Source organism: Streptomyces tibetensis, assembly GCF_040647715.1.
GTDB lineage: Bacteria > Actinomycetota > Actinomycetes > Streptomycetales > Streptomycetaceae > Streptomyces > Streptomyces tibetensis_A.
Genome location: NZ_JBEZCR010000001.1, coordinates 396,855 through 421,414, shown reverse-complemented (window position 1 = coordinate 421,414; position 24,560 = coordinate 396,855). Strand labels below are relative to the sequence as shown.

Here is a 24,560-nt window from a genome sequence, read left to right as displayed (position 1 = left end):
GCCCGCCGCTACGCCCCTTCCTTCAGCACCCGCGAGATCAGCCTGCGCTGCTCGTCCGTCAGCCGGGGGTCCGCGCAGTACACCGTCTTCCCGTCCACCGTGATCTGGTAGCTGAAACCGTCCGGCACCCCGACCGGCGGAGTGCCCCGGCCGGCGGCCACCGCCTGCTCGGCCAGGGCATGCCACTCGGCGGCATCCGGCCGGTCCGAGGTGTCCACCTCGGCAAACCGCTCGATGCCCGCGAACCCGCCCGTGCGCCTCACCTGAATCCGCATGGCACCTGTCTAGTACGGAACTACAGGGTCCGCACCCCGACCTGCTCCCAGCCCTTCGACACCGCGTCCAGCTCCTCCCCGTCGCCGAAGCGCTCCCGGGCGGCCTTCACGGTGAGCGTCGCGAAGTCGGTGAACATCGCGTCCTGCCGCAGTTCGCCGCCGGTCAGCACGTCGTACCAGACCTGCCCGGCCCGCTCCCAGGCGTGGCCGCCCAGGGCCGTGGCCGCGAGGTAGAAGGCGTGGTTCGGGATGCCCGAGTTGATGTGGACACCGCCGTTGTCCCGGCCGGTGCGCACGAAGTCGTCCATCGTCGCCGGCTGCGGGTCCTTGCCGAGGACGTCGTCGTCGTACGCCGTGCCCGGCGCCTTCATGGAGCGCAGCGCCACGCCCGTCACCCGCGGGGCGAGCAGGCCCGCGCCGATCAGCCAGTCGGCCTCGGCGGCGGTCTGGCCGAGCGTGTACTGCTTGATCAGGGCGCCGAAGACGTCCGACAGGGACTCGTTGAGCGCGCCGGGCTGGCCGAAGTAGGTGAGGTTGGCCGTGTACTGCGTGACGCCGTGCGCGAGTTCGTGGCCGATGACGTCGATCGGGATGGTGAAGTCGAGGAAGATCTCCCCGTCCCCGTCGCCGAAGACCATCTGCTCGCCGTTCCAGAACGCGTTGTTGTAGTCGCGGTCGTAGTGCACCGTCGCGTTCAGCGGGAGTCCGCTGCCGTCGATCGAGTCGCGCCGGTAGGCCTGGAGGAACAGCTCGAAGGTGGCGCCGAGGCCCGCGTAGGCGCGGTTGACGGTGGCGTCCTTGCCGGGCTTGTCGCCCTCGCCGCGGACCTTGTGGCCGGGCAGGTCGGTGCCGTGCCGGGCGTCGTGGACCGTGCGCCGCGGTGTGCCGTCGGCGACCGCGGCGACGGCGCTCGCGCCGATGACCGTGGTCAGGCGGCGCTGGGTGCGCTCGAAGGCGTCGCGCTGCAGGGTGCGGCGGGCGGGACCGGCGAGCGCGGGGTCCTCGGCCTGGGCGAGCCGGTCGAGGACGTGGGGCGGAACGATGGTGCAGAAGACGGGCTCGAAGCCCCCGTGAGTCGTCATGCCCGGCACCTTTGCACTGAGTGACGAGACTGTCACTAGTCGCCACCATGATTGGTGAAATACCGGGACAACGCCCTTCACGCTCCGTGTCGAGTGCTATGGCGAAGTGGCATGGCGCACTTTTTGTCCCGTTTGGGCGTCCGGTCCCGCATACTGATACGACCCCACGCGCCGGGGGGCGGCTCGGCTAGCATGCTGCGCATCATGCGTTTCGGGCTGCTTCTCCTTAGCTGCCGCGGCGAGGGCCTGTAGTCGAGGCCGACTCCCTCCCCGCGGAGCTTGGTGCTGCGTCGTCGGCCGTCCTTCCGGACACCCTCTGAGGAGCCCTAAGCATCATGGCGAACCGCCAGCAGCCCAGTTCCATGCCGATCCACAAGTACGGCCGCTACGAGCAGGTCGACATCCCGGACCGCACCTGGCCGGAAGCGCGCATCACCACCGCCCCCCGCTGGCTCTCCACCGACCTGCGCGACGGCAACCAGGCCCTGATCGACCCCATGTCGCCCGCCCGCAAGCGCGCCATGTTCGACCTGCTGGTCAAGATGGGCTACAAGGAGATCGAGGTCGGCTTCCCCGCCTCCGGCCAGACCGACTTCGACTTCGTGCGCTCCATCATCGAGGAGCCCGGGGCCATCCCCGACGACGTCACCATCTCCGTACTGACCCAGGCCCGCGAGGACCTGATCGAGCGCACGGTGGAGTCCCTGAAGGGCGCCAAGCGCGCCACCGTCCACCTGTACAACGCCACGGCCCCCGTCTTCCGCCGGGTCGTCTTCCGCGGCTCCAAGGACGACATCAAGCAGATCGCCGTCGACGGCACGCGCCTGGTCATGGAGTACGCCGAGAAGCTGCTGGGCCCGGAAACCGAGTTCGGCTACCAGTACAGCCCCGAGATCTTCACCGACACCGAGCTGGACTTCGCGCTGGAGGTCTGTGAGGCGGTCATGGACGTCTGGCAGCCCGGCCCGGGCCGCGAGATCATCCTGAACCTGCCGGCCACCGTGGAGCGCTCCACGCCCTCCACGCACGCCGACCGCTTCGAGTGGATGGGCCGCAACCTCTCCCGCCGCGAGCACGTCTGCCTGTCGATCCACCCCCACAACGACCGCGGCACCGCCGTCGCCGCCGCCGAGCTGGCGCTGATGGCCGGCGCCGACCGTGTCGAGGGCTGCCTGTTCGGGCAGGGCGAGCGCACCGGCAACGTCGACCTGGTCACCCTGGGCATGAACCTGTTCTCGCAGGGCGTCGACCCGCAGATCGACTTCTCCGACATCGACGAGATCCGTCGCACGTGGGAGTACTGCAACCAGATGGAGGTCCACCCGCGCCACCCGTACGTGGGCGACCTGGTCTACACGTCCTTCTCCGGCTCCCACCAGGACGCCATCAAGAAGGGTTTCGACGCCATGGAGGCCGACGCGGCCGCCAAGGGCGTCACCGTCGACGACATCGAGTGGGCCGTCCCCTACCTGCCGATCGACCCCAAGGACGTCGGCCGCTCCTACGAGGCGGTCATCCGGGTCAACTCGCAGTCCGGCAAGGGCGGTATCGCCTACGTCCTGAAGAACGACCACAGCCTGGACCTGCCGCGCCGCATGCAGGTCGAGTTCTCCAAGGTCATCCAGGCCAAGACGGACGCCGAGGGCGGCGAGGTCACGCCGAAGGACATCTGGGCGGTCTTCCGGGACGAGTACCTGCCGAACCCCGAGAACCCCTGGGGCCGCATCCAGGTGCGCAACGGCCAGTCGACGACCGACACCGACGGCGTGGACACGCTGACGGTGGAGGCCACGGTCGACGGTCAGGACACCGTCCTGACCGGTACGGGCAACGGTCCGATCTCGGCCTTCTTCGACGCCCTGCAGTCCGTCGGCATCGACGTACGCCTGCTGGACTACCAGGAGCACACGATGAGCGAGGGAGCCTCCGCGCAGGCCGCCTCCTACATCGAGTGCGCGATCGACGGCAAGGTCCTGTGGGGCATCGGAATCGACGCCAACACGACCCGGGCCTCGCTGAAGGCCGTCGTCTCGGCCGTCAACCGCGCGGCTCGCTGATCGGCCGTACGGGTCTGCGGCGCCAGGCCGCTCACGGACGCCTCAGGGGCTCCGTCCGCCGATCTCCGGCGGGCGGAGCCCCGTCGCATACCGGCCATTTGCTGTGGAGGTCACGGAAAGGTCTCCTCCGGGGTGCTGACTCCTCGTCTTGGATGTGGCTAACATCACGCAAGCGCGGCGACGTTGCCGTGCGGCGTGACGGAGGTGCGACGTGCTGCCAGGACGGGGACGAAACGGCCATGCCGCCAGGCTTTCGCGCATCCTGGGCACCCGAACCGCGTGGACGGCCGCCGGTGACGGGGAGTTCTTCTGCCCCGGCTGCGGTGGCGACCGCAACTACCAGCGGCTGACCGGGCAACGCCGCTTCACCCTGCTCGGCCTGCCCGTGCTGCCGCGCGGCGAGACCGGTCCGGTCGTGGAGTGCGCGGCCTGCCGCCGCCACTTCGGCACCGACGTCCTCGACCATCCGACCACCACCCGCTTCTCCGCGATGCTCCGCGACGCCGTGCACACCGTCGCCCTCGCGGTGCTGGCGGCGGGCGGCGCCGGGTCCCGTTCGGCACTGGAGGCCGCCGTCCTCGCCGTCCGCGCGGCCGGTTTCGACGACTGCACCGAGGAGCAGCTGGCCGCACTCGTCGAGGCGCTGGAGGCCGACACCGGCCGGATCGCCGGCGAACCCTGCGGCGCGGGGCTGGCCATAGAGCTCCACGAGGCGCTGGACCCGCTCACTCCGCACCTCGCCGCCCTCGGCCGCGAATCGATCCTGCTGCAGGGCGCCCGCATCGCCCTGGCGGACGGCCCGTACACCACGGCCGAACGGGACGTGCTGGCGACGGTGGGGGCGGCGCTCACCATCTGCTCGGACGACGTGACCCGGCTGCTCGCGGCGGCGCGCACGCCTTCGTAGGCACGCCTGCCGTTACTCGAGCGGTTGAGGGCCGCACTCCGCGCTGGGGGTGCGGCCCTCGATGCATGTGGTTACGAGGTCCAGCCGCCGTACGGCACGGTGATGAGTTCCATGGCGTGGCCCGCCGGGTCCATGAAGTACACGCCGCGGCCATCGTCGTTGTGGTTGATGGTGCCGGGCTGCTTCCGGTGGGGGTCGGCGTAGTGCTCGATGCCGCGCTGTCGGATCTGTGCGTACGCCGCGTCGAACTCCTCCTCGGAGATCAAGAAGGCGTAGTGCTGGGGGGTGATGCTGTCGGCGGGGATCGTGGCGAAGTCCAGCGTGACGCCGTTGCTCAGATCGACCGCGATGAACGGGCCCCACTCGGCGGTGATCTCAAGGTTGAGCAGGCTCGCGAAGAATTCTGCGGACTCCCGGTTGTCCCGGGCGTGGATGATCGTGTGGTTCAACTCGACTGACAAGGAATGCCTCCGAAGGCATGTCCTGACACCTCCATGTCTCACCCGGCCGGTGACCGACACGCGATGTCGCCGTAGATCCTAGTCGCTGTCGTCTGTGAAGTGAGTCGGCGGTAGTCGAGAAGGGGTAGATGTGACGATGTTCAGAGCAACCCGGCTGCCGCGAGGTACTTGCCGACCTGCTCGACCTCTCCGGGCGCCAGCGGGATCTGGGGCTGTGCAGTCGCCGGGCAGGCGATGACGCCGCGCAGGTGCAGCGCCGCCTTGAACGCCCCGATCGCCGAGGAGTTCGGACCCATGCGGGCCGGATCGCCGACGGTCACCATGCCGAACAGGGCACACAGGCGCTCCTGTTCGGCACGGGCCCCGTCCCAGTCCCCGGCGCGGCACAGCCGGTCCAGGCGGACGTAGCCGTGCGGGTCGACGTTGCCGAGGCCCGGCACCGTGCCGTCCGCGCCGATCGCGAGGGCCGCGTCGACGACCAGCTCGGACCCGGTCAGCACGCTGAAACCCGTGACGCCCCCGCGGTCCCGGACACCGGTCACCACCTGGCGGAAGGCGGCCAGGTCCCCGCTGGAGTCCTTGAGCCCGGCCACGACCCCGTCGACGGCCAGCTCCACGACGACGTCGGCCGGCAGCTTCGTGTGGACGGCGACGGGAAGGTCGTAGGCGATGACCGGGACCGGGCTCGCGGCGGCCACCGCGCGGAAGTGGCGGGCGATCTCCGCGGGATGGGTGCGGGTGTAGAAGGGGGCGGTGACCACCACCGCGTCCGCGCCCGCCGCCGTCACCGACGCGACATGGTCCAGCACCCGGGGCGTCGTCATGTCGATCGCCCCGGCCAGCACCGGGAGCTGACCGCCCACATGGCCCGTGACCGACTCGACGACCAGCCTGCGCTGCCGGTCCGGCAGAAACGCCGCCTCCGAGGTCGAGCCGAGCACGAACAGCCCGTGCACCCCGCCCGCCACCAGATGGTCGACGAGCGAGAGCAGCGAGGGGACGTCCACCTCGCCGTCCGGTGTCAGCGGCGTGCAGACGGGCGGAATGACGCCGGTCAGCGGGGCGAGAGTCATGGAGCCTCCATCGGGTCGCGCCGGTGGACGAGGTCGCGGGTCGACTCGTCCTCCCGCACAGGATGGTGGCAGCGGAAGCGGTGTGCGGGCGCCGACGCGGCCGAGAAGCCCGGCATCCGCTCCGCGCAGGTCCCGTCCGCCTTCCAGCAGCGCGTGCGGAACGGGCAGCCGCTCGGCGGGCGGGTCGCCGACGGCACCGGCCCGACCAGCGGGATCGGGTCGATCGGGTGGAGCAGGCCGGGCGTGGCGGAGAACAGGGCGCGGGTGTACGGATGCCGGGCCCGGTCGGTGACCAGGGCGGCCGGGGACTCCTCCACGATCCGGCCCAGGTACATGGTGATCACTCGGTCGCTCATCCGCCGTACCGTCTGGATGTCGTGCGAGACGAACACCAGGGCCAGGCCCAGGCGTTCCCTCAGGTCGAGCAGGAGGTTGAGGATCTGCGCCCGGACCGACACGTCCAGGGCGCTCGTCGGCTCGTCCGCGACGACCAGGTCCGGGTCCAGCGCGAGCGCCCGGGCGATCGCGACGCGCTGCCGCTGCCCGCCCGACAGCTGACCGGGCAGGGCGTCGGCCAGGGCCTGGGGGAGGCCTACGAGGGACATCAACTCCCGCACCCGATCCTCGCGTCGGCCTCTCGTGCCGCGGTCGTGCACGTCGAGCGGGTCCCGCAGGATCTGCCGGACGGTCAGGCGGCGGTTCAGGGCCGTCGACGGGTCCTGGAAGATCATGCCGGTGCTGCCGCCCACGGCCCGCCTGCGCTCGGCGGCCGGCATCGCCCACAGGTCCCGGCCCCGGAACGACACCGTCCCCCGTGTCGGCCGCTGCACCCCGACCAGCACCTTGGCCAGCGTCGACTTCCCGCAGCCGGACTCACCGACCACACCGACGGTCTCGCCGGGCGCCACGGCCAGATCGACGCCGGTCAGCGCGTACACCCGGTCGCGGGTGAACAGGCCGCCACTGCGGGCCTTGTGGACGACGTGCGTGCCCGCCAGCTCCACCAGCGCGCTCATGACACCGCCTCGCTCATGAGTACACCACCCCGCTCATGACACCGCCTCCCTCACGACACCGCCTCGGTCTCGGTGGCCGACAGTTCCACGGCCGGGTGATGACACGCCGCCGTGTGCTCGGGAGGGCCGGCCAGGACCGGAGCCGTCGTACGGCAGACCCCGCTCGCGCGCGGGCACCGGTCGGCGAAGCGGCACCCCGCGGGGAAGTCGGCCGGGGCCGGCACGACGCCGCTGATCTGCGTCATCCGCTCCTGCGCCGACTCCAGTGACAGCACGCTGCCGAGCAGGCCGCGCGTGTAGTGGTGCGCCGGCGCCTCCACCAGGTCGGCGGTCACGCCCGTCTCGACGATCTGCCCGCCGTACATCACCACCACCCGGTCGGTGACGTCCGCGACCAGCGCCAGGTCGTGCGAGACGAGGATCAGCGCGAAGCCCAGCTCCTCACGCAGCCGTAGCAGCAGCTCCACGACCTGCGCCTGCACCGTCACGTCCAGGGCGGTCGTCGGCTCGTCGGCGACGATCAGCTTCGGGTCGCGGGACAGGGCCATGGCGATCAGGACGCGCTGGCGCTGCCCGCCGGACAGTTCGTGCGGGTAGCTGCGCAAGGTCCGCCCGGGGTCCAGGCCGACCATCGTCAGCAGCTCGGCGGGACCGCGGTGCCCGCCGCGCCGCACGATTTGCTTCAGCTGCGCGCGGATCGTCATCGCCGGGTTCAGCGACGACAGCGCGTCCTGGTAGATCATCGCCATCTCGTGGCCGAGCAGCCTGCGGCGTACACGCATCGGCTCGGCGAGCAGGTCCCGCTGGTGGAACCGGACCTGGCCGCCGACCCGCGCCCCCTTCGGCTCCAGGCCCATGATCGCCAGGGCGGTGAGCGACTTGCCGCAGCCCGACTCGCCGACCAGCCCGAGCACCTCCCCGGGATGCACCTCGAAGCTGATGCCGTCCACGATGTCGACGCCGCCGTGCCGCCGGTCGAAGCCGATGACGAGGTTCTCCACCGCGAGCACCGGCTGCCCGTCCCGGGGCACTCGGCGCGCCCGGGCCCGCAGCCGTCGCGCGGCCTCCGCCAGTCCGGGCAGCGGCACGACCTCCCCTCCGCCGGGCTCCGGCTCCTTGAGCCGGTCGTCGTCCGGTGCGTCCACCTCCCGTGCCGAGGGGGCCGCCCAGGCGTCCGACACCCCCTCGGACAGGATGTTCAGCGACAGCACCGTCACCAGCATCAGCAGACCGGGGAACACCGTCGCCCACCAGCCGCCGGTCAGCACCATGTTCTTGCCGTCGGCGATGACACTGCCCCAGGACGGGTCCGGCGGCCGGACACCCGCCCCGATGAACGACAGCGACGCCTCGAACACGACCGCCTCGGCCACCTGGACCGTGCAGAACACCAGGACCGGAGCGGCACAGTTGACCGCCACGTGCCGCAGCACGATGTACGGGGTGCGCGCGCCGATCACCCGTTCCGCCGTCACATAGTCCTCGCCGAACTGGTCGAGGACGTTCGCCCGCACCACCCGCGCCACCGGCGGGGTGAACAGGAACGCGATCGCGCAGATCAGCACCGTGATGCCACCGCCGAACACCGCCACCAGCACCGCGGCCAGCGCGATGCCCGGGAACGCCATCACGACGTCCAGGCAGCGCATCAGCGTCTCGTCGACCGCCTTGCGCGAGGTCGCCGCGACCGCCCCGAGCAGCGCACCGGCCACCAGGGCGAGCCCGGTCGCGCCGAGCCCGATCGCCAGCGACCAGCGCGCCCCGTACATCAGCCGGCTGAGGATGTCCCGGCCGAGGCTGTCCTGGCCCATCCAGTGCGCGGCGGACGGGTACCCGGTGCCGTCGACCGGGGGCTGCTGGTCGAGCGGGTCGTGCGGGGCGAGGAGCGGCGCGAGCAGCGCCATCAGGGCGACGACGGCCAGGAAGCAGACGGCGACCTTCGACAGCAGCGGCAGCCGGCGCAGGCCGCGCAGCCGTACGCCGGGCCGCGCCAGCGCCGCGGTGAGGTTCTTGCGGGTCATCATGGGGCGGCGTCCCTCAGTCGCGGGTTGACCAGCAGGTAGAGGACGTCGATGACGAGGTTCACCACGACGAACCCGGCCGCCGTGGTCAGTACGACGCCCTGGACGACGGCCGGATCGCCGTTCTTCACGGCGTCGATCATCAACTTGCCCATGCCCGGCAGCGAGAAGATCGTCTCGATGACGACCGCCCCGCCGAGGAGATAGCCGACGCGCAGACCGAGCACGGTGAGGGGATTGATCAACGCGTTCCTGAGGACGTTGCGCCCCACGACCACCCGGGGCGGCAGCCCGCTCCCGATCGCCGTCCGTACGTAGTCCTTGTCGAGCTCCTCCACGACGGCCGTCCGCACGATCCGGGTCAGCTGCGCCGCCACCGGCAGGGAGAGGGCAAGGGCGGGGAGCGTCATCGTCCTCAGCCAGCCGGTGAAGGAGTCGGCCGGATTGATGTAGCCGCCGGTCGGGAACCAGCCGAGGTCGACCGCCAGATACTGGATCATCAGCAGCGCCAGCCAGAAGCCGGGCGCGGCGACGCCGGTCAGCGACACGACCCGGATGATCTGGTCGGGCAGCCGGTCCCGGTGGATCGCCGCGGTCACACCGCCGAGCAGGGCCAGGACGACCGCGATGCCCAGCCCCAGGAAGGTCAGTTGCAGGGTGAGCGGCAGCGCGGTCGTCACCTGGTCGATCACCGGCGCCCGGGTCAGCGCGCTCGTACCCAGGTCGCCGTGCAGCAGGTCGGCGACGAAGTCGGCGTAGCGCACCGGCAGCGGATCCAGCAGGCCGTGCTCCGCACGGAAGTCGTGCAGCTGCTGCGGTGTCGGGTTGGCGCCCTGGAAGAACGCGGACGCCGGGTCGACGTCCGAGAACCGCATCACCAGGAACACGAACAGCACGATGCCGAGCATCAGCGGCACGAGGAGGGCGACACGGCGCAGCAGGATCCGCAGGACGGCCGTCATACCGCTAGGCCCACTTGGCCGTCAGGAGGTTGATGCCCGGGTACGGCTGGGCCCTTATCCCACTGAGCCGCGCCGGGTCCCAGGCCGTCATCAGCTCGTTGTGGACGACCGGGTAGAGCACGGCCTGCTCGGCGACGACATCGAGGTAGTCCTGGACGATCGCCTTCTTCCGCGCCGGGTCGGGCTCCCGGGTGGCCCGGTCCATGTCCTTGAAGAGCTGCCTGGCGACGGGGTCGGCGGCCCAGCGGGCGTACTGCATCCAGAGGTTCTCGGGACCGTAGTTGTAGTGCATGATCAGGTCGGCGTCGAGGCCGAACTGGTTGGGGTTCGAGGCGGCGGCCACGACCTGGTAGTCCCGCTTCTGGTCCAGCTTCGTGAACACGGCCGTGGTCTCCTGCGGCGACAGGGTCGTCTTCACCCCGATCGCGTCCCAGGACGCCTTCACGGTCGGCAGGCAGTCGACGACCCAGCTGACGTTCACGGCCAGGATCTCGATGCTCAGCCCCTTGACCCCGGCCTCCTTCAGCAGCGCCTTCGCCTTGTCGGGGTCGTGGTCGTAGACGGTCTTCGCCCGACGGTAGGCCGGGTTGGCCTCGTCGAGGAAGGAACTCGACGGTTTCCCGTGACCCTTGAGAGCCACCTCCACCATCTTCTCGGTGTCGATGGCGTAGTGCAGCGCCTGGCGCACCCGCACGTCGTCGAAGGGCTTGTGCGCGGTGTTGAACATCAGGAACAGGTTGTTCATCCCGGCCCCGCCGGCGACGGTCATCCCCCCGCTCTCCAGCTGCCCGATGTTGGCGTACGGGATGTTGTCGGCGATCTGCGCGCCCGCGCTCGACCCCGAGATCTTCGCGACCCGAGGGGCGGCGTCCACGATCGTCAGCCAGTTCATCTTCCGGAAGGCGGGCTTGCGGGGGCCGTTGTAGGCGTCGAACGCCTCGAAGGTCGTGTTCGACTTCGGGTGGTGCGCGGTCTGCCGGTACGGCCCCGAGCCGATCGCCTTGCCCTTGATGGCGTCGTCCCATGCCCCGGGCCGGGAGAACACGTGCCTGGGCATGATCTTGGCGAGGGTCAGCCGTGAAAGCCCGTCCGGGAAGGGGAACTTCAGCACGAGCTCGACGTTGCGCGCGTCGATCTTCCGGACCTCCTTCAGCCAGCTCGCGAAGAAGCCCTTGGCGAGGGTCTGGGTGTCCGGGTCGAGGATCCGCTCGAAGACGAAGACGACATCGTCGGCGGTGACGGGCTCGCCGTCGTGGAACGTCGCACCCTCCCGCAGAGCGAACTTCCACGACGTGCTGTCCGGGTCCTTCGGTACCTCGGTCGCGAGCGCGGCGTACGGCTCGCGGGAGATCGGGTCCGTGTCCAGCAGGCCCTCGTAGATGTGGTGGTTGGCGGCCATACAGAACGCGGACGCCGTCTGGGTCGGGTCCCAGCTGCCGTCGTTGCCGTAGCCGATCACCGCGGTGAGCGTCCGGTCCCGGCCGCCGCCGCTGCCGGTGTCGTTGGTGGACTCCGGACCCGACGAACAGGCCGACAGCGACGGGGAGACGGCGGCGGCCGCGCCCAGTGCGCCGGTGTACTTCAGGAACGACCGGCGGTGCACCGCCGGCACATCGGGGGTCACATCGCGCACGGGTCCTCCAGCGAGGTCTGGGGGGAGGGGGACTGGCAGCGGAGATACGACGTCCTACGTCCTGTGGACAGCGTGACCATAGGAGGGGCCGTGGGGGCGGTCAAGGGATCGCACACGAATGGCGCATCCGCCGACGGCCGTATCGATGACGTCGCCTGACTACGGGATTGACGGCGCACAGGACCTGCCACAGCACCGGTCCGGTGCCCGGAGGCGGGACGTCGAGACGTCCGGGTCCGGTCCTGTCGCCTCTCCGTATCCGGCCCCGGGCGGGCGGGAGCGGACCATGATGAGGGGCATGACCGAGTTGTGGAGCGAGAGTGACGCCGGCGTCCTGAGACTGCCGTCCGGCCGACTGGTACGGGGCCGAGGCCTGCGCCGCCCCCTGGACCCCGGGGCGCCCCTCCCCTCCTACGGTGTCTACCTGCTCGGCCGACGGCCGCCCGAGGTCCCCTGGGCGTCGGGCTGGATCCGCTGGCCCGACTTCCGGCTCCCGGCGGACCGGGCGGCCGCCCGGGCGGTACTGGCCGAGGTGTGGGAACGGGCCGCCGGGGAGCGGGTGGAGCTCGCCTGCGGAGGCGGCCGCGGCCGCACCGGCACGGCCCTGGCCTGCGTGGCGGTGCTGGACGGGGTGCCGGGGGAGGAGGCGGTGGAGTACGTCCGGCGGCACTACGACCGTCACGCCGTGGAGACGCCCTGGCAGCGACGGTACGTACGGGGGTTCGGCGAGGGGTGAGTCCGGCCTCGGCGAAGAAGGCGTTCCACGCCCTGGCGCGCAGGTACGCCAGGGCGTGCCGGGCCGGTCAGCGGCAGTAGGTGTCCTGACGGGGCCGTTCCCCTGTGGCCAGGAAGCGGGTGACGAGGGTGTCGCCGCACGCGGTGCCGTTGTCCAGGTAGGCGCCGTGGCCGGTGGCGTCGTTCGTGACCATGACGGCTCGCCGGCCCAGGGCCTCGCGCAGCTTCAGCGCACCGCTGAGAGGGGTCGCCACGTCCCGCTCGTTCTGGATGAGCAGGACATCGGACGGGCCCCTGCCGGTGACGCGCAGCGGCGGCTCCTTCGGCTGCCACGGCCAGGCGGCGCACACCATCGCGTTCCTCGGCATGCCCGCGGTCAGCGGGTACTCCAGGCGGCCGGCGGCGACGTCCTCGCGGTAGACGGCGGCCGACCGGGGCCAGGCGGCGTCGTTGCAGACGGTGGCGGCGACGACCGCGGCGTAGTTCCGCAACACCGGGTCCGGCGGGGCCTGGGGCGCGGGCGGCACCGTGCCCTTCTCCGCCGCCAGGATCAGCCCTGCGACGGCGGGGTAGCCGTCGGCGGGGTCGTAGAAGCCGTCCAGCATGGTCTGGCGCAGGACATTGCCGTTCAGCTCCTCGGGGTTGGCGCCCGGCCAGGGGATCGGTGTCCGGTCCAGGCGGGCGGCGAGGCGCAGGACGAGCGGGCGCACCTCGGCCGCCGTGCGGGCCAGCCGGTACGGGTTGCCGGGCCGGGAGGCCCACTTGGCGAACTCGGGGAAGTTGTCCTCGACACCGACCTCGAACGCGGCGAGCCAGGCGCGTTGGGCCCGCACCGGGTCGGGGTGGTCGTTGCTGTCGAGCACGATGCGGTCGGTGTGCCGCGGGAACATCTCCCGATAGGCGGCGCCGACGTATGTCCCGTACGAGACGCCCCAGGCCGACAGTTTGCTCTCGCCGAGGGCGGCGCGGATGCGGTCGATGTCGCGGGCGTTGTTCCTGGTGCTGACGTGCCGCAGCAGTTCGTCGCCGTCACGGGCGCAGGCGTCCGACAGCCGGCGGGCGGTGGCCATGTTCTCAGCGACGGATCCGCTCGGTGCGGGCCAGGGCAGCAGCTTGGTGCGGGCGAGGTCGGAGTGGTCGAATGCGCAGCTCACGGGCGTGGAGGGGGAGTTGCCGCGCGGGGCGAAGCCGATGAGGTCGTATGTGTCGCGTACCGACCGGGGCAGCTGCCCGCCCTGCTCGGAGGGGGCGGCGAGGCTGTCCCCGCCGGGCCCGCCGGGGATCATCAGTAAAGCGCCCCTGCGGGCCGAGGGCTTCTCACTGGGAAGGCGGGAAAGGGCGATGTCGATCTTCCGGCCGCCCGGATCGGCGTAGTTCATCGGCACGGAGAGCGTCGCGCACTGCTGCCGGGGGTCGAGGCCGGTGCCCTCGCACTTGGTCCATTCGAGAGGCCTTGCATCGGCGGTATCGGCGGCGGAAGCGGTCAGCGGGGCGGCGAGTCCGAACAGGAGGGCGGAGGCCGCGATCAGGGAGGCGTAGCGCTTGATCTGCTTCATGGGACGAGCCTGACGGCTTACCGACCCTGCCCCCATCCGGTCAACTGCCGTACTGATCATGGGGCTTACCCCACCCCAAGTGAAGGACCGAGCTTGCGGCCGCCCGCTTCCCCGGGTCGGCGTCAACGGTGAGCGTGGAGGGGGACATGGAGCGTTCGGGCGGTGAAGGCCGGATCGGCCACGGGCTGACCTGCGACTTCCTGCCCGGCATCGGCCCGAATGCTCCAGCTGGGCCTACCGGGGCCTTTGGCGCGTTGGAGTCGTCGAGGGCAGGCGCAGCATGAAGACGTCGACCGGGTCCTGGGATTCCACCGTGAAGCCGTGGCGTTCGTAGAGACGGCGGGCGGGGCTGCCCTGGAGGACGTTCAGGCGGACGGGTTCGGCGGCTGTGTCCGTCCTGGCCAGGAGGGTTCGGAGGACCGCCGATCCCAGGCCTTGGCCCTGGACGTCCGGCCTGAGGTAGAAGTGCTCCAGCCAGTTGCAGTCCTCGGCCGGGCGCAGGGTCACGCTGCCCGCGAAGGAGCCGGCGGCCGTGATGATCGACGTGTGCTGCGGGGAGAAGCCGTCCCGCAGACGCTGCCTCGCCCGGTGCTCGTCGTAGCGGCCCAGACGCTCCAGGTCCGGGCGCATCACTGTCGCTCGCAGTTCCGCTATCGCGTCGACATCCGTCGGCCGTGCCGGACGCATCGACCATGCCGGCCCCGGTCCGGTGTGCTGGTGACCCGGCTGGGTCCTCTTCGCCTCCGTGCTCGCATCCACGGTGGGATCATCGCGCATCGCCGAGCAGCCCTGGCACGGGCCCAGGGAACAGCGCCGCCGGCCACCCGTTCTTCCGGGCCGTTCGCTCGCTTCTCTCCCGTGCTGGAACGAGCCGAGTCAAGGGTCGGCCGCAGGCCGATCGGCGCAGCCGACGCGCAGCGCCCTTTACTCGGCTCGTGGAAGCACGACACTGCCGGGGAAGCGGGCGGCCCCGACCGGGCCGAGGAACGCCCTCCACGCGTCCGCCCCGACCAGGACCACGGGGCCGTCGGCCAGCTTGCTGTCCCTGACGGGTACGGCCCCGGGTATGCCGTCGGCGACCTCGACGCAGTTGCCGCCATCGCCGTTGCTGTAACTGCTCGTGCGCCAGCGGGCGTCGCTCAGGTCGTAGGAGTGCATCGTCTGAATTCCTCAGCCGCCGATCGGACCAGGGCGAGGGACGCCTCCGGCGACAGCGCGGCGCCCCTGAGCAGATCGTAGGCGCGCTGTGCCCGCTTCACCATGGCCGGGTCGTCGACCAACGTTCCCGAATACGACGTTTCCGTATAGGCGACGGGCGGCGCTTCGTCGAAGTCCATGAGCCGTAGCGAGCCGTTGTTCGCGGGAGCCCCCGCGGAGAACGGGAACACCTGCAGCACCACCTTGCGTGTGCTCACGAGCTCGGCCATGTGGTCCAGGGTCTGAGCCGTGACGTCAGGACCGCCGACCGGAACCCGGAGCACGGTTTCGTGCACGATCACCCAATACACCGGCCTTGTAGCGTCGTCGAGGATGTGGGCGCGTTCCACGCGGGCGGCGACCCGGTCCTCGATGAACTCGTCCGCTGCGAATGGATGCGTCGCCAGAGTCAGTGCCCTTACGTATGCCGGCGTCTGAAGGAGTCCCGGCACCACGGTCGGCTCGAACTCACAGATCTGCGTAGCCAGCCCCTCCAGCTCCACAACCCCCGCGAAGTAATCCGCATACCGCCTGTCGTCGATCAGCTTCCTGCACAGCCGCTCGAAAATACCGTCGGTTTGCAGGACCCCGTCGATCCGCTGGGCCACATCCAACTGTGGCTTGCGAATGGCTTGTTCGAACTGGCCGATGTATCCACCGGAGACGAAAACCCGCGATCCCAGCTCCACCTGGGTGATTCCCGCGTCCTCCCTCCGTCGCTTGAGCTCCGCGCCGAAGAACTCCCATGCCGCCTGCCGAGAACCGTTGGCCATTACCGAACCCCTCTGTGCTGCCCCGAAGTTGTAGGGCACAGACCCTTCCCGAGTGTAGAAGCGGAGCGTCACCGTAGGGACGCGAAGAGTGAAATCCCGAAAGGAAGGGGAGCACGGTGAAGGCACGACACTCGGCGCTCTGCGTCGAAGAAGCGGAGGACGTGGTGAAAGAATTGCGGGCGGAACTCGCCGAGGCGGGAATTACCTTGCCGTCACTGGGGCTCGACCCGGTGAGTCTTGCGCGGGAAGCACCTTGTCCGCTCGTGGAATTGGGCCGGTGTTCCGTGGAGACCGCCCGGCGGCTCGCGGCGGTGCTGCGATGAAGCCACCGGTCGGCGCCTACGTCGTGGACACCCGCAGCGGCCGCATCGGCATCGTCATGGGGCATGAGGGGCCCTACGTGCAGCTGAGGCCGTACGGGGGCGGCAGGGAGTGGGACGCCGACCCCGGTGCCGTCCGGCACGCCACCCCGGCCGAGCGGCTGCGCGCGGCGACGGCGTACGCCAACGCACGCAGCAGGGGCGAGGTCCCGTGAGGCGGTGACCCTGCGAGAATGGCGCCATGAGTCTGTTCCGCGACGACGGCATCGTGCTGCGCACCCAGAAGCTGGGTGAGGCGGACCGGATCATCACGCTGCTCACGCGCGGTCACGGACGGGTACGCGCCGTGGCCCGGGGCGTGCGCCGGACGAAGTCGAAGTTCGGTGCGCGCCTCGAACCGTTCTCCCACGTCGACGTGCAGTTCTTCGCCAAGGGGAGCGAGCTGGTCGGGCGCGGTCTGCCGCTGTGCACACAGAGCGAGACCATCGCCCCGTACGGCGGCGGCATCGTCAGCGACTACGCTCGGTACACGGCCGGGACCGTCATGCTGGAGACCGCCGAGCGGTTCACCGACCACGAAGGGGAGCCGGCCGTGCAGCAGTACCTGCTGCTGGTCGGCGGGCTGCGGACCCTCGCCAGGGGGGAGCACGCACCCCATCTGGTGCTCGACGCGTTCCTGCTGCGCTCCCTCGCCGTCAACGGGTACGCCCCGAGCTTCACCGACTGCGCGAAGTGCGGGATGCCCGGACCCAACCGGTTCTTCTCGGTCGCCTCGGGCGGTTCCGTCTGCGTGGACTGCCGTGTCCCCGGCAGCGTCGTACCCTCACCCCAGGCACTGGAGCTTCTCGGCGCCCTGCTGACGGGAGACTGGGAGACAGCGGACGCGTGCGAGGCGCGCTACGTCCGGGAGGGCAGCGGGCTGGTGTCCGCGTATCTGCACTGGCACATGGAGCGCGGGCTGCGTTCCCTGCGCTACGTCGAGAAGTAGCCCGAGCAGCGCAAACACAGGGCAGCCCGAGGCAAAAACAGGGCAGCCCGAGCCAGAGCAGCACAGAAGCAGAGCAGCACAGAAACAGCGAGCACGAGGAGACGAGAAACACATGGCCGTACGCGGGATCCTGGGGCGCCAGCGCCGGGAGTACAGGACGCCGGAGCCGCACCCGTCCGGCGCGCGGCCCCCGAAGATTCCCGGGGAGTTCGTACCGCAGCATGTGGCGATCGTCATGGACGGCAACGGGCGCTGGGCCAAGGACCGGGGCCTGCCGCGCACCGAGGGGCACAAGGTCGGCGCCGAGCGCGTGCTGGACGTGCTCCAGGGGGCCATCGAGATGGGCGTGGGTGCCATCTCCCTGTACGCCTTCTCCACCGAGAACTGGAAGCGCTCGCCCGACGAGGTGCGCTTCCTGATGAACTTCAACCGGGACTTCATCCGCAAGACCCGGGACCAGCTCGACGAACTGGGCATCCGGGTGCGCTGGGTCGGGCGCATGCCGAAGCTGTGGCGTTCGGTGGCCAAGGAGCTCCAGGTCGCCCAGGAGCAGACCAAGGGCAACGACAAGCTCACGCTGTACTTCTGCATGAACTACGGCGGGCGGGCCGAGATCGCCGACGCGGCGCAGGCGCTGGCGGCGGATGTGAAGGCCGGCAAGCTCGACCCGTCGAAGGTCAACGAGAAGACCTTCGCGAAGTACATGTACTACCCGGACATGCCGGACGTGGACCTGTTCCTGCGGCCCAGCGGTGAGCAGCGCACCTCCAACTACCTGATCTGGCAGAGCGCCTACGCCGAGATGGTCTTCCAGGACGTGCTGTGGCCGGACTTCGACCGGCGCGACCTGTGGCGGGCCTGCCTGGAGTTCGCCTCGCGGGACCGCCGCTTCGGCGGTGCGATCCCCAACGAGGAGCTGCTCGCCATGGAGGGCGACCAGCCGTAGCAGGCAGGGGCCCGGCGGCCTCAGCCCTGGCGGGCAGGGCCGGTGGCCTCAGCCCTGGCGGGCAGGGCCCGGTGGCCTCAGCCTGCCGGGCAGAGGCCGGGCGGCCTTCCGGTGGCAGTCGGGCCAGGGCGGCGATGTGCTGGTGGCATGGGTTCCACCGCCGTCAGCGCACCCCGCCGGGCCCCGCAACGGGCTGGGATCTTCATCGCGTCCTCGCTGGCCCTGTTCTGCATCCAGCTGGACTTCTTCGCGCTCAACCTGGCCATCCCCGGGATCTCCGACGAGCTGGACACGACCGTCTCCGCGGCGCAGTGGACGCTGTCCGCGTACATGCTCGCCGTCGCCGCCGACATCCAGCCGGCCGAGGTCAGCAAGTTCTACGACCTCAAGGAACTGGAGCGCTGCTTCAACCGGGCTTGACGGTCACGCCCCTGAAAGGGGCGCGGGGAACTGCGCGAGCAACCACATCGCACCCGCAGTCGGGACCGGACGCACCCCCCACGGCGATCTCCCGCTCATCCGCCAGGCGCCGCAGCGCACTCCGCGCAGGTCCCGAAAATCTCCACCGTATGAGCCACGTTCACATACCCGTGCTCCGCGGCGATGGACTCGGCCCACTTCTCCACAGCCGGCCCCTCCACCTCGACGGCTTTCCCACAGCCACGGCACACGAGGTGATGGTGATGGTCGTCCGTGGAGCAACGCCGGTACACCGACTCGCCGTCGGCCGTGCGCAGGACGTCGACCTCACCGGCGTCCGCGAGGGACTGCAGCGTGCGGTAGACCGTGGTGAGCCCGACCGAGTCGCCCTTGTGCTTGAGCATGTCGTGCAGTTCCTGCGCGCTGCGGAACTCGTCGACCTCCTGCAGGGCCGCCGCCACAGCGGCCCGCTGCTTGGTGGCGCGGCCCTTCACGGACGGTCCAGCGGTCGTCACCGTTGCCTCCTCACGTCTGCCTTGCCCGGGCCATTGTGCCAGCCCGGGGTGACGGCGGTCAGACGCCGACTTCGTCGGTCGCCCGGCGGCTGCCCGGGATCGTGCAGTCTCCGGGGTCGGCCGCGCCGTCCGCTGCCGCCCGGGCCCGGGCGCGGCGGGCCAGCGGTGCCGCGAGCGCCGTCAGGGCGATGAACGCGCCGATGGTCAGCAGCACGATCGTCGCGCCGGGCGGCACGTCCTGGTAGTACGAGGTGACGGTGCCGCCGATCGTCACGCTCACGCCGATGGCGACGGCGATCACGAACGTGGCGGCGAAGCTGCGGGCGATCTGCTGGGCGGCCGCGACGGGCACCACCATCAGCGCACTGACCAGGAGCAGCCCGACCACCCGCATCGCCACCGTCACCGTGACGGCCGCGGTGACGGCCGTCAGCAGGTTCAGCACGCGCACCGGCAGCCCCGTCACCCGGGCGAACTCCTCGTCCTGGCTGACCGCGAACAGCTGCCGCCGCAGGCCGAGGGTGACCAGGACGACGAACGCGGCCAGGAGGCAGATCGCCGTGACGTCCGACTGGGACACCGTCGACAGGGAGCCGAACAGGTACGACGTCAGGTTGGCGTTGGAGCCCGTCGGCGCGAGGTTGATGAACATCACACCGCCGGCCATGCCGCCGTAGAACAGCATCGCGAGGGCGATGTCGCCGCGGGTCTTGCCGTACCAGCGGATCAGCTCCATGAGGACCGCGCCGAGGACGGAGACCAGGGTCGCCATCCACACCGGGGACCAGGTCAGCAGGAAGCCCAGGCCGACGCCGGTCATCGCCACGTGGCCGATGCCGTCGCCCATCAGGGCCTGACGGCGCTGGACCAGGTAGATGCCCACCGCGGGGGCGGTGATGCCGACGAGGACGGCGGCGAGCAGGGCCCGCTGCATGAAGGCGTAGTCGAGGAAGTCCATCAGCTCAGCAGTCCCGTGCGGATCGGTTCGGCGCCCGCGGGTGCGTGCGGGTGTACGTGGTCGTGGCCGGGCAGGGCGTGCTGGCCGACGGCCTTCGGGGGCGGCCCGTCGTGGACGACGCAGCCGTCGCGCAGCACGACCGCCCGGTCGATCAGCGGCTCCAGCGGGCCCAGTTCGTGCAGCACGAGCAGCACGGTCGCGCCCTGGGAGACCTGCTCGGTGAGGGTGTCGGCGAGGACCTCCTGGCTGGCGAGGTCGACCCCGGCCATCGGCTCGTCCATGATCAGCAGCTCGGGTTCGGAGGCGAGCGCGCGGGCGATCAGGACGCGCTGGTGCTGGCCGCCGGAGAGGGCGTCGACCGGGTCCTTGGCCCGGTCGGCCATGCCGACGAGGTCCAGGGCGCGTCGTACGGCCGCGTGGTCGGCCTTGCGCAGCACGCCGAAGCGGGCCCGGGACAGGCGGCCGGAGGAGACCACCTCGGTCACCGTGGCGGGCACCCCGCCGGCGGCCGTGGTGCGCTGTGGGACGTAGCCCACGCGGTGCCAGTCGCGGAACCGCCTGCGGTCCGTGCCGAACAGCTCGATGGCGCCGGCGCCGGTCTGTACCTGGCCGATGACGCTGCGCACGGCCGTGGACTTGCCCGAGCCGTTCGCGCCGAGCAGCGCGACGACCTCGCCGCGGTGCACGGTGAGGTCGATGCCGCGCAGCACGGGGCGCGAGCCCAGGTCCGCGCGGACGCCGCGCAGGGATACGACGGGCTCGGTCATACCGTCCTCCGATGGGTCGATCACTTGGCTCCCAGGGCCGTCTGCAGGGCCTTGAGGTTGGATTCCATGACCTGGAAGTAGTCGTCGCCGCGGGACGTGTCGGTGATGCCCTCGAGCGGGTCGAGGACGTCCGTCTTCAGCTTCGCGTCGCGGGCCAGGGTCTTCGCGGTCTTGTCGGAGACCAGTGTCTCGTAGAAGACGGTGGTGACGCCGTCGGCCTTCGCCTCCTGCTGGAGCTCCCGGACCCGGGCGCCGCTGGGCTCGCTGTCGGGGTCGACGCCGGAGATGGCCTCCTGGGTGAGGCCGTAGCGCTCGGCGAGGTAGCCGAAGGCGGCGTGGTTGGTGAAGAAGACCTTGGTCTTCGTGTCCTTCAGGCCGTTCTCGAAGTCGCTGTTCAGCGCGTTCAGCTTCGTGACCAGGGCCTGGGTGTTCTTCTTGTAGTCGGCCGCGTGGTCCGGGTCGGCCTTCTCGAAGGCCTTGCCGACGCCCTGGGCGATCTCGGCGTACTTCACCGGGTCGAGCCAGACGTGCGGGTCGCGGCCGTGCTCGTCCTCCTCGGAGTGCTCCTCGGAGTGGCCTTCCTCGCCCTCGTGGGTGTGGCCGCCGGTGCCGTGGTCCTCGAGGTGGGTCAGCGTGGCCGCGTCGATCTTGGTCTTGATGCCGGTCTGGCCGACGGCCTCGTCGACGGCGGGCTGGAGGCCCTTGAGGTAGAGCGCCGCGTCGGCCTCCTCCAGCTGCGCGCGCTGCTTGGTGCTGATCTCCAGGTCGTGCGGCTCCTGGCCGGGCTCGGTCAGGCTGGTGACGTTCGCGTGGTCGCCGCCGATCTGCTGGGCGAGGAACGCCATGGGGTAGAACGAGGCGACGACGTCGAACTTGTCCGTGTTGCCCGTCGCCGCGCTGTCGCTGGAGCAGGCGGTCAGGGCGCCGAGGCCGAGAGAGGCGGCCGCGGCGGCGGGTATGAGGCGTCGTCGTACGTTCATGACACTCATTTTCAACAAATATGGAAACCGTTGTCAACAAAGCGTCCGAGCAGGGCCTTGAGGTCCTTGAAGGGGGAGCGATTTGATTGAGGGGGCGTCCCCGCCGGTAACCTGAAGCATTCGCTGGAAGCAACTCGCTCCGCCCGCCCGTCTCCCGACCACCACCCCTCGTCGAGCCGCTTCCGCGCCGCCCCCGCCAGTAACAGTCGTCGTAATGAAGAGAGCACCGTGGCCGCCGACAAGATCGACACCATCGTCAGCCTGAGCAAGCGCCGTGGCTTCGTATTCCCCTGCAGTGAGATCTACGGCGGTCAGCGCGCCGCTTGGGACTACGGCCCCCTGGGTGTCGAGCTCAAGGAGAACCTCAAGCGCCAGTGGTGGCGCTACATGGTGACGTCGCGCGAGGACGTCGTGGGCATCGACTCGTCCGTGATCCTGGCCCCCGAGGTCTGGGTCGCCTCCGGTCACGTCGCCACCTTCACGGACCCGCTGACCGAGTGCACCTCCTGCCACAAGCGGTTCCGCGCGGACCACCTGGAGGAGGCCTACGAGGAGAAGAAGGGCCGCGCCCCGGAGAACGGCCTGACCGACATCAACTGCCCCAACTGCGGCAACAAGGGCCAGTTCACCGAGCCCAAGCAGTTCTCGGGCCTGCTGTCCACCCACCTCGGCCCCACGCAGGACTCCGGCTCCGTCGCCTACCTGCGTCCCGAGACCGCCCAGGGCATCTTCACCAACTTCTCCCAGGTGCAGACCACCTCGCGCCGCAAGCCGCCGTTCGGCATCGCCCAGATGGGCAAGTCCTTCCGCAACGAGATCACGCCCGGCAACTTCATCTTCCGCACCCGCGAGTTCGAGCAGATGGAGATGGAGTTCTTCGTCAAGCCGGGCGAGGACGAGAAGTGGCAGGAGTACTGGATGGAGCAGCGCTGGAACTGGTACACCGGTCTCGGCCTGCGCGAGGAGAACATGCGGTGGTACGAGCACCCGAAGGAGAAGCTCTCCCACTACTCCAAGCGCACCGCCGACATCGAGTACCGCTTCTCCTTCGGCGGCAGTGAGTGGGGCGAGCTCGAGGGTGTCGCCAACCGCACGGACTACGACCTCGGCGCTCACTCCAAGGCCTCCGGCCAGGACCTCACCTACTTCGACCAGGAGGCCGGCGAGCGCTGGACCCCCTACGTCATCGAGCCCGCGGCCGGTGTCGGCCGCGCGATGCTGGCGTTCCTCCTGGACGCCTACATCGAGGACGAGGCCCCCAACGCCAAGGGCAAGATGGAGAAGCGCACCGTGCTGCGCCTCGACCCGCGCCTCGCCCCGGTGAAGGTCGCGGTGCTGCCGCTGTCCCGCAACCCGGAGCTGTCCCCGAAGGCCAAGGGCCTCGCCCAGGCGCTCCGGCAGAACTGGAACATCGAGTTCGACGACGCCGGCGCCATCGGCCGCCGCTACCGCCGCCAGGACGAGATCGGTACGCCGTTCTGTGTGACCGTCGACTTCGACACGCTCGACGACAACGCGGTGACCGTCCGTGAGCGTGACTCGATGAAGCAGGAGCGCGTCTCCCTCGACCAGATCGAGGGCTACCTGGCGAGCCGCCTCATCGGCTGCTGATCGCCTCTCACTGCGGCGCGGTGCCGGGTTCCTCCACGGAGGGGCCCGGCACCGCCGCGTTTCACGGGTCAGGTCCCTCTCCTCCGTACGCCGGCATGTGGTGGGCCGGCCGCGGGTGACGGCCTGGCTGCGGCGGGGCTTCGCGGGGTCCTTCGTGGCGCTGGGGGCGAAGCCGGCGTTCACGGCGCGCTGGCCGCGGACGGGGGGCGGAGCGGGGCGCATCCGACCGGGGTGACAAGTATCGACTGACAGATATTGAAATCTGTCAGCTGTCATGGCAGGGTGGAGGGCATGACGATGCGCACCCGACCCCTCGGAACCACAGGCCTCCAGGTCTCCGCCCTCGGCCTCGGCTGCATGGGTATGTCCGCCCTGTACGGCGAGGCGGACCGGACCGAGTCCATCGCGACGATCCATGCGGCGCTCGAAGCGGGCGTCACCCTGCTCGACACCGGCGACTTCTACGCCATGGGTCACAACGAGATGCTGATCGGCGAGGCCCTGCGCGCCGCCCCCGCGGCCCGGCGCGAACAGGCCCTGATCAGCGTGAAGTTCGGCGCGCTGCGCGGCCCGGACGGCAGCTGGCTCGGCTACGACGGCCGCCCCGCCGCCGTGAAGAGCTTCGCCGCCTACTCCCTCCAGCGGCTCGGCGTCGACCACATCGACGTCTACCGCATCGCCCGCCTCGACCCGGACGTACCGATCGAGGAGACGGTCGGGGCGATAGCGGAACTCGTCGAGAAGGGCTACGTACGGCACATCGGCCTCAGCGAGGTCGGCGTCGAGACGATCCGCCGGGCGGCGGCCACCGCGCCCGTGTCCGACCTCCAGATCGAGTACTCCCTCATATCCCGCGGCATCGAGGACGCGATCCTGCCCACCGTCCGCGAGCTGGGGATCGGCATCACGGCGTACGGTGTGCTGTCCCGCGGCCTGATATCCGGCCACTTCACCGCGGACCGGCAGCTCGGCGCGGGCGACTTCCGGGCGATGTCGCCGCGGTTCCAGGGCGACAACCTCCGGCACAACCTGAACCTCGTCGAGGCCCTGCGGAAGATCGCCGAGCAGAAGGGTGTCAGCGTCGCGCAGATCGCGATCGCCTGGGTGCTCTCCCGCGGTGAGGACATCGTGCCCCTGGTGGGCGCCCGCCGCCGGGACCGGCTCACGGAGGCGCTGGGCGCGCTGGACGTGACGCTGGAGCCGGCCGACCTGGCGGCGATCGAGGAGGCCGTGCCGGCCGGTGCCGCAGCGGGCGACCGCTACCCGGCGGCCCAGATGGCACACCTCGAGAGCTGAGCCGGGCTCCG

The 24,560-nt window shown here is 70.4% G+C and carries 26 protein-coding genes; 10 read left to right on the top strand and 16 right to left on the bottom strand.

The features are described from left to right. Nucleotides 1-8: 8 nt before the first annotated feature. Nucleotides 9-275 carry a protealysin inhibitor emfourin gene (locus tag AB0B29_RS01905; protein WP_362232642.1) on the bottom strand — a complete coding sequence of 89 codons (267 nt, stop codon included), beginning with the start codon at nt 273-275 and terminating at the stop codon, nt 9-11. 20 nt (nt 276-295) lie between these two features. Then, nucleotides 296-1,357, bottom strand: a complete 1,062-nt coding sequence (locus AB0B29_RS01900; protein ID WP_362232640.1) for a M4 family metallopeptidase — start codon at nt 1,355-1,357, stop codon at nt 296-298. Nucleotides 1,358-1,692: 335 nt separating this feature from the next. Here AB0B29_RS01900 and leuA point away from each other — a divergent pair, with 335 nt between their 5' ends. Both leuA and AB0B29_RS01890 read left to right on the top strand, forming a co-directional pair. Further along, nucleotides 1,693-3,414: a 2-isopropylmalate synthase gene (gene leuA / locus AB0B29_RS01895; protein WP_362232637.1), complete on the top strand. Its 1,722-nt coding sequence runs from the start codon at nt 1,693-1,695 to the stop codon at nt 3,412-3,414. Nucleotides 3,415-3,625: 211 nt separating this feature from the next. Then, nucleotides 3,626-4,321 carry a TerB family tellurite resistance protein gene (locus AB0B29_RS01890; protein WP_362232634.1) on the top strand — a complete coding sequence of 232 codons (696 nt, stop codon included), beginning with the start codon at nt 3,626-3,628 and terminating at the stop codon, nt 4,319-4,321. Between the two features lie 71 nt (nt 4,322-4,392). On the opposite strand, the gene AB0B29_RS01885 is transcribed toward AB0B29_RS01890, so the two are convergent. From AB0B29_RS01885 to AB0B29_RS01860, 6 genes are all read right to left on the bottom strand, one after another. Beyond that, nucleotides 4,393-4,782, bottom strand: coding sequence for a VOC family protein (locus AB0B29_RS01885; RefSeq protein ID WP_362232631.1), 390 nt, complete (start codon nt 4,780-4,782; stop codon nt 4,393-4,395). 140 nt (nt 4,783-4,922) lie between these two features. Beyond that, nucleotides 4,923-5,855, bottom strand: coding sequence for a dihydrodipicolinate synthase family protein (locus AB0B29_RS01880; protein ID WP_362232628.1), 933 nt, complete (start codon nt 5,853-5,855; stop codon nt 4,923-4,925). Continuing rightward, nucleotides 5,852-6,871 carry an ABC transporter ATP-binding protein gene (locus AB0B29_RS01875; RefSeq protein WP_362232625.1) on the bottom strand — a complete coding sequence of 340 codons (1,020 nt, stop codon included), beginning with the start codon at nt 6,869-6,871 and terminating at the stop codon, nt 5,852-5,854. Before AB0B29_RS01875 ends, AB0B29_RS01880 begins: the two co-directional genes overlap by 4 nt. Before the next feature lie 50 nt (nt 6,872-6,921). Continuing rightward, nucleotides 6,922-8,895 (bottom strand): dipeptide/oligopeptide/nickel ABC transporter permease/ATP-binding protein, encoded by a 1,974-nt coding sequence (locus AB0B29_RS01870; RefSeq protein ID WP_362232622.1) that lies wholly within the window; start codon nt 8,893-8,895, stop codon nt 6,922-6,924. Next, complete coding sequence (locus AB0B29_RS01865) at nt 8,892-9,854, bottom strand: ABC transporter permease (protein ID WP_362232619.1); 963 nt, start codon at nt 9,852-9,854, stop codon at nt 8,892-8,894. Before AB0B29_RS01865 ends, AB0B29_RS01870 begins: the two co-directional genes overlap by 4 nt. A gap of 4 nt (nt 9,855-9,858) precedes the next feature. Further along, entirely contained in the window at nt 9,859-11,487 is a 1,629-nt protein-coding gene (locus AB0B29_RS01860) for an ABC transporter substrate-binding protein (protein ID WP_362232616.1), read from the bottom strand. Between the two features lie 298 nt (nt 11,488-11,785). On the opposite strand from AB0B29_RS01860, the gene AB0B29_RS01855 reads away from it, so the two are divergent. Next, the gene (locus AB0B29_RS01855; RefSeq protein WP_362232613.1) at nt 11,786-12,223 is read left to right on the top strand and encodes a protein-tyrosine phosphatase family protein; all 438 of its coding nucleotides are present in this window, start codon (nt 11,786-11,788) and stop codon (nt 12,221-12,223) included. Between the two features lie 67 nt (nt 12,224-12,290). Here AB0B29_RS01855 and AB0B29_RS01850 read toward each other — a convergent pair whose 3' ends face one another. The 4 genes from AB0B29_RS01850 to AB0B29_RS01835 all read right to left on the bottom strand — a co-directional run bounded on the left by AB0B29_RS01850 (nt 12,291) and on the right by AB0B29_RS01835 (nt 15,748). Further along, complete coding sequence (locus AB0B29_RS01850; protein WP_362232610.1) at nt 12,291-13,778, bottom strand: alpha/beta hydrolase; 1,488 nt, start codon at nt 13,776-13,778, stop codon at nt 12,291-12,293. 234 nt (nt 13,779-14,012) lie between these two features. Further along, nucleotides 14,013-14,465, bottom strand: a complete 453-nt coding sequence (locus tag AB0B29_RS01845) for a GNAT family N-acetyltransferase (protein ID WP_362233878.1) — start codon at nt 14,463-14,465, stop codon at nt 14,013-14,015. A gap of 237 nt (nt 14,466-14,702) precedes the next feature. Further along, entirely contained in the window at nt 14,703-14,936 is a 234-nt protein-coding gene (locus AB0B29_RS01840) for a DUF397 domain-containing protein (RefSeq protein WP_362232607.1), read from the bottom strand. Then, complete coding sequence (locus AB0B29_RS01835; protein WP_362232604.1) at nt 14,918-15,748, bottom strand: helix-turn-helix domain-containing protein; 831 nt, start codon at nt 15,746-15,748, stop codon at nt 14,918-14,920. Before AB0B29_RS01835 ends, AB0B29_RS01840 begins: the two co-directional genes overlap by 19 nt. 116 nt (nt 15,749-15,864) lie before the next feature. Here AB0B29_RS01835 and AB0B29_RS01830 point away from each other — a divergent pair, with 116 nt between their 5' ends. The 5 genes from AB0B29_RS01830 (at nt 15,865) to AB0B29_RS01810 (ending at nt 18,422) form a co-directional block, all read left to right on the top strand. Beyond that, nucleotides 15,865-16,071 (top strand): hypothetical protein, encoded by a 207-nt coding sequence (locus AB0B29_RS01830; RefSeq protein ID WP_362232601.1) that lies wholly within the window; start codon nt 15,865-15,867, stop codon nt 16,069-16,071. Further along, on the top strand, nt 16,068-16,283 hold the full coding sequence (locus tag AB0B29_RS01825) for a hypothetical protein (RefSeq protein WP_030836519.1): 216 nt from the start codon (nt 16,068-16,070) through the stop codon (nt 16,281-16,283). The genes AB0B29_RS01830 and AB0B29_RS01825 overlap by 4 nt, the downstream gene beginning before the upstream one ends. 26 nt (nt 16,284-16,309) lie before the next feature. Further along, on the top strand, nt 16,310-17,056 hold the full coding sequence (recO, locus tag AB0B29_RS01820; RefSeq protein ID WP_003990109.1) for a DNA repair protein RecO: 747 nt from the start codon (nt 16,310-16,312) through the stop codon (nt 17,054-17,056). 112 nt (nt 17,057-17,168) lie between these two features. Continuing rightward, the gene (locus AB0B29_RS01815; RefSeq protein ID WP_362232599.1) at nt 17,169-18,002 is read left to right on the top strand and encodes an isoprenyl transferase; all 834 of its coding nucleotides are present in this window, start codon (nt 17,169-17,171) and stop codon (nt 18,000-18,002) included. A 147-nt stretch (nt 18,003-18,149) separates the two neighbouring features. Further along, nucleotides 18,150-18,422, top strand: a complete 273-nt coding sequence (locus AB0B29_RS01810) for a hypothetical protein (RefSeq protein WP_362232597.1) — start codon at nt 18,150-18,152, stop codon at nt 18,420-18,422. Nucleotides 18,423-18,517: 95 nt separating this feature from the next. Here the strand turns inward: AB0B29_RS01810 and AB0B29_RS01805 are convergent, their stop codons facing one another. Genes AB0B29_RS01805 through AB0B29_RS01790 form a run of 4 tightly spaced genes read right to left on the bottom strand, consistent with a single transcriptional unit; the run spans nt 18,518 to nt 21,642 of the window. After that, a complete protein-coding gene (locus tag AB0B29_RS01805; protein WP_362232594.1) occupies nt 18,518-18,937 on the bottom strand; it encodes a Fur family transcriptional regulator in 420 nt (139 codons plus the stop codon). A gap of 58 nt (nt 18,938-18,995) precedes the next feature. Further along, nucleotides 18,996-19,895, bottom strand: coding sequence for a metal ABC transporter permease (locus AB0B29_RS01800; RefSeq protein WP_362232592.1), 900 nt, complete (start codon nt 19,893-19,895; stop codon nt 18,996-18,998). After that, complete coding sequence (locus AB0B29_RS01795) at nt 19,895-20,662, bottom strand: metal ABC transporter ATP-binding protein (protein ID WP_362232589.1); 768 nt, start codon at nt 20,660-20,662, stop codon at nt 19,895-19,897. The genes AB0B29_RS01800 and AB0B29_RS01795 overlap by 1 nt, the downstream gene beginning before the upstream one ends. Nucleotides 20,663-20,682: 20 nt before the next feature. Then, the gene (locus AB0B29_RS01790; protein ID WP_362232586.1) at nt 20,683-21,642 is read right to left on the bottom strand and encodes a metal ABC transporter substrate-binding protein; all 960 of its coding nucleotides are present in this window, start codon (nt 21,640-21,642) and stop codon (nt 20,683-20,685) included. A gap of 228 nt (nt 21,643-21,870) precedes the next feature. Here AB0B29_RS01790 and AB0B29_RS01785 point away from each other — a divergent pair, with 228 nt between their 5' ends. Both AB0B29_RS01785 and AB0B29_RS01780 read left to right on the top strand, forming a co-directional pair. Beyond that, nucleotides 21,871-23,253, top strand: coding sequence for a glycine--tRNA ligase (locus AB0B29_RS01785; protein WP_362232584.1), 1,383 nt, complete (start codon nt 21,871-21,873; stop codon nt 23,251-23,253). A 291-nt stretch (nt 23,254-23,544) separates the two neighbouring features. Then, complete coding sequence (locus AB0B29_RS01780; protein ID WP_362232582.1) at nt 23,545-24,549, top strand: aldo/keto reductase; 1,005 nt, start codon at nt 23,545-23,547, stop codon at nt 24,547-24,549. Nucleotides 24,550-24,560: the final 11 nt, after the last annotated feature.

Coding starts and splice junctions, on each gene's coding strand:
- AB0B29_RS01905 (WP_362232642.1), bottom strand. CDS start 275: ATGCGGATTCAGGTGAGGCGCACGGGCGGGTTCGCGGGCATCGAGCGG.
- AB0B29_RS01900 (WP_362232640.1), bottom strand. CDS start 1,357: ATGACGACTCACGGGGGCTTCGAGCCCGTCTTCTGCACCATCGTTCCG.
- leuA (WP_362232637.1), top strand. CDS start 1,693: ATGGCGAACCGCCAGCAGCCCAGTTCCATGCCGATCCACAAGTACGGC.
- AB0B29_RS01880 (WP_362232628.1), bottom strand. CDS start 5,855: ATGACTCTCGCCCCGCTGACCGGCGTCATTCCGCCCGTCTGCACGCCG.
- AB0B29_RS01875 (WP_362232625.1), bottom strand. CDS start 6,871: ATGAGCGCGCTGGTGGAGCTGGCGGGCACGCACGTCGTCCACAAGGCC.
- AB0B29_RS01870 (WP_362232622.1), bottom strand. CDS start 8,895: ATGATGACCCGCAAGAACCTCACCGCGGCGCTGGCGCGGCCCGGCGTA.
- AB0B29_RS01865 (WP_362232619.1), bottom strand. CDS start 9,854: ATGACGGCCGTCCTGCGGATCCTGCTGCGCCGTGTCGCCCTCCTCGTG.
- AB0B29_RS01855 (WP_362232613.1), top strand. CDS start 11,786: ATGACCGAGTTGTGGAGCGAGAGTGACGCCGGCGTCCTGAGACTGCCG.
- AB0B29_RS01850 (WP_362232610.1), bottom strand. CDS start 13,778: ATGAAGCAGATCAAGCGCTACGCCTCCCTGATCGCGGCCTCCGCCCTC.
- AB0B29_RS01845 (WP_362233878.1), bottom strand. CDS start 14,465: ATGCGTCCGGCACGGCCGACGGATGTCGACGCGATAGCGGAACTGCGA.
- AB0B29_RS01840 (WP_362232607.1), bottom strand. CDS start 14,936: ATGCACTCCTACGACCTGAGCGACGCCCGCTGGCGCACGAGCAGTTAC.
- AB0B29_RS01835 (WP_362232604.1), bottom strand. CDS start 15,748: ATGGCCAACGGTTCTCGGCAGGCGGCATGGGAGTTCTTCGGCGCGGAG.
- AB0B29_RS01825 (WP_030836519.1), top strand. CDS start 16,068: ATGAAGCCACCGGTCGGCGCCTACGTCGTGGACACCCGCAGCGGCCGC.
- recO (WP_003990109.1), top strand. CDS start 16,310: ATGAGTCTGTTCCGCGACGACGGCATCGTGCTGCGCACCCAGAAGCTG.
- AB0B29_RS01815 (WP_362232599.1), top strand. CDS start 17,169: ATGGCCGTACGCGGGATCCTGGGGCGCCAGCGCCGGGAGTACAGGACG.
- AB0B29_RS01810 (WP_362232597.1), top strand. CDS start 18,150: ATGGGTTCCACCGCCGTCAGCGCACCCCGCCGGGCCCCGCAACGGGCT.
- AB0B29_RS01800 (WP_362232592.1), bottom strand. CDS start 19,895: ATGGACTTCCTCGACTACGCCTTCATGCAGCGGGCCCTGCTCGCCGCC.
- AB0B29_RS01795 (WP_362232589.1), bottom strand. CDS start 20,662: ATGACCGAGCCCGTCGTATCCCTGCGCGGCGTCCGCGCGGACCTGGGC.
- AB0B29_RS01790 (WP_362232586.1), bottom strand. CDS start 21,642: ATGAACGTACGACGACGCCTCATACCCGCCGCCGCGGCCGCCTCTCTC.
- AB0B29_RS01780 (WP_362232582.1), top strand. CDS start 23,545: ATGACGATGCGCACCCGACCCCTCGGAACCACAGGCCTCCAGGTCTCC.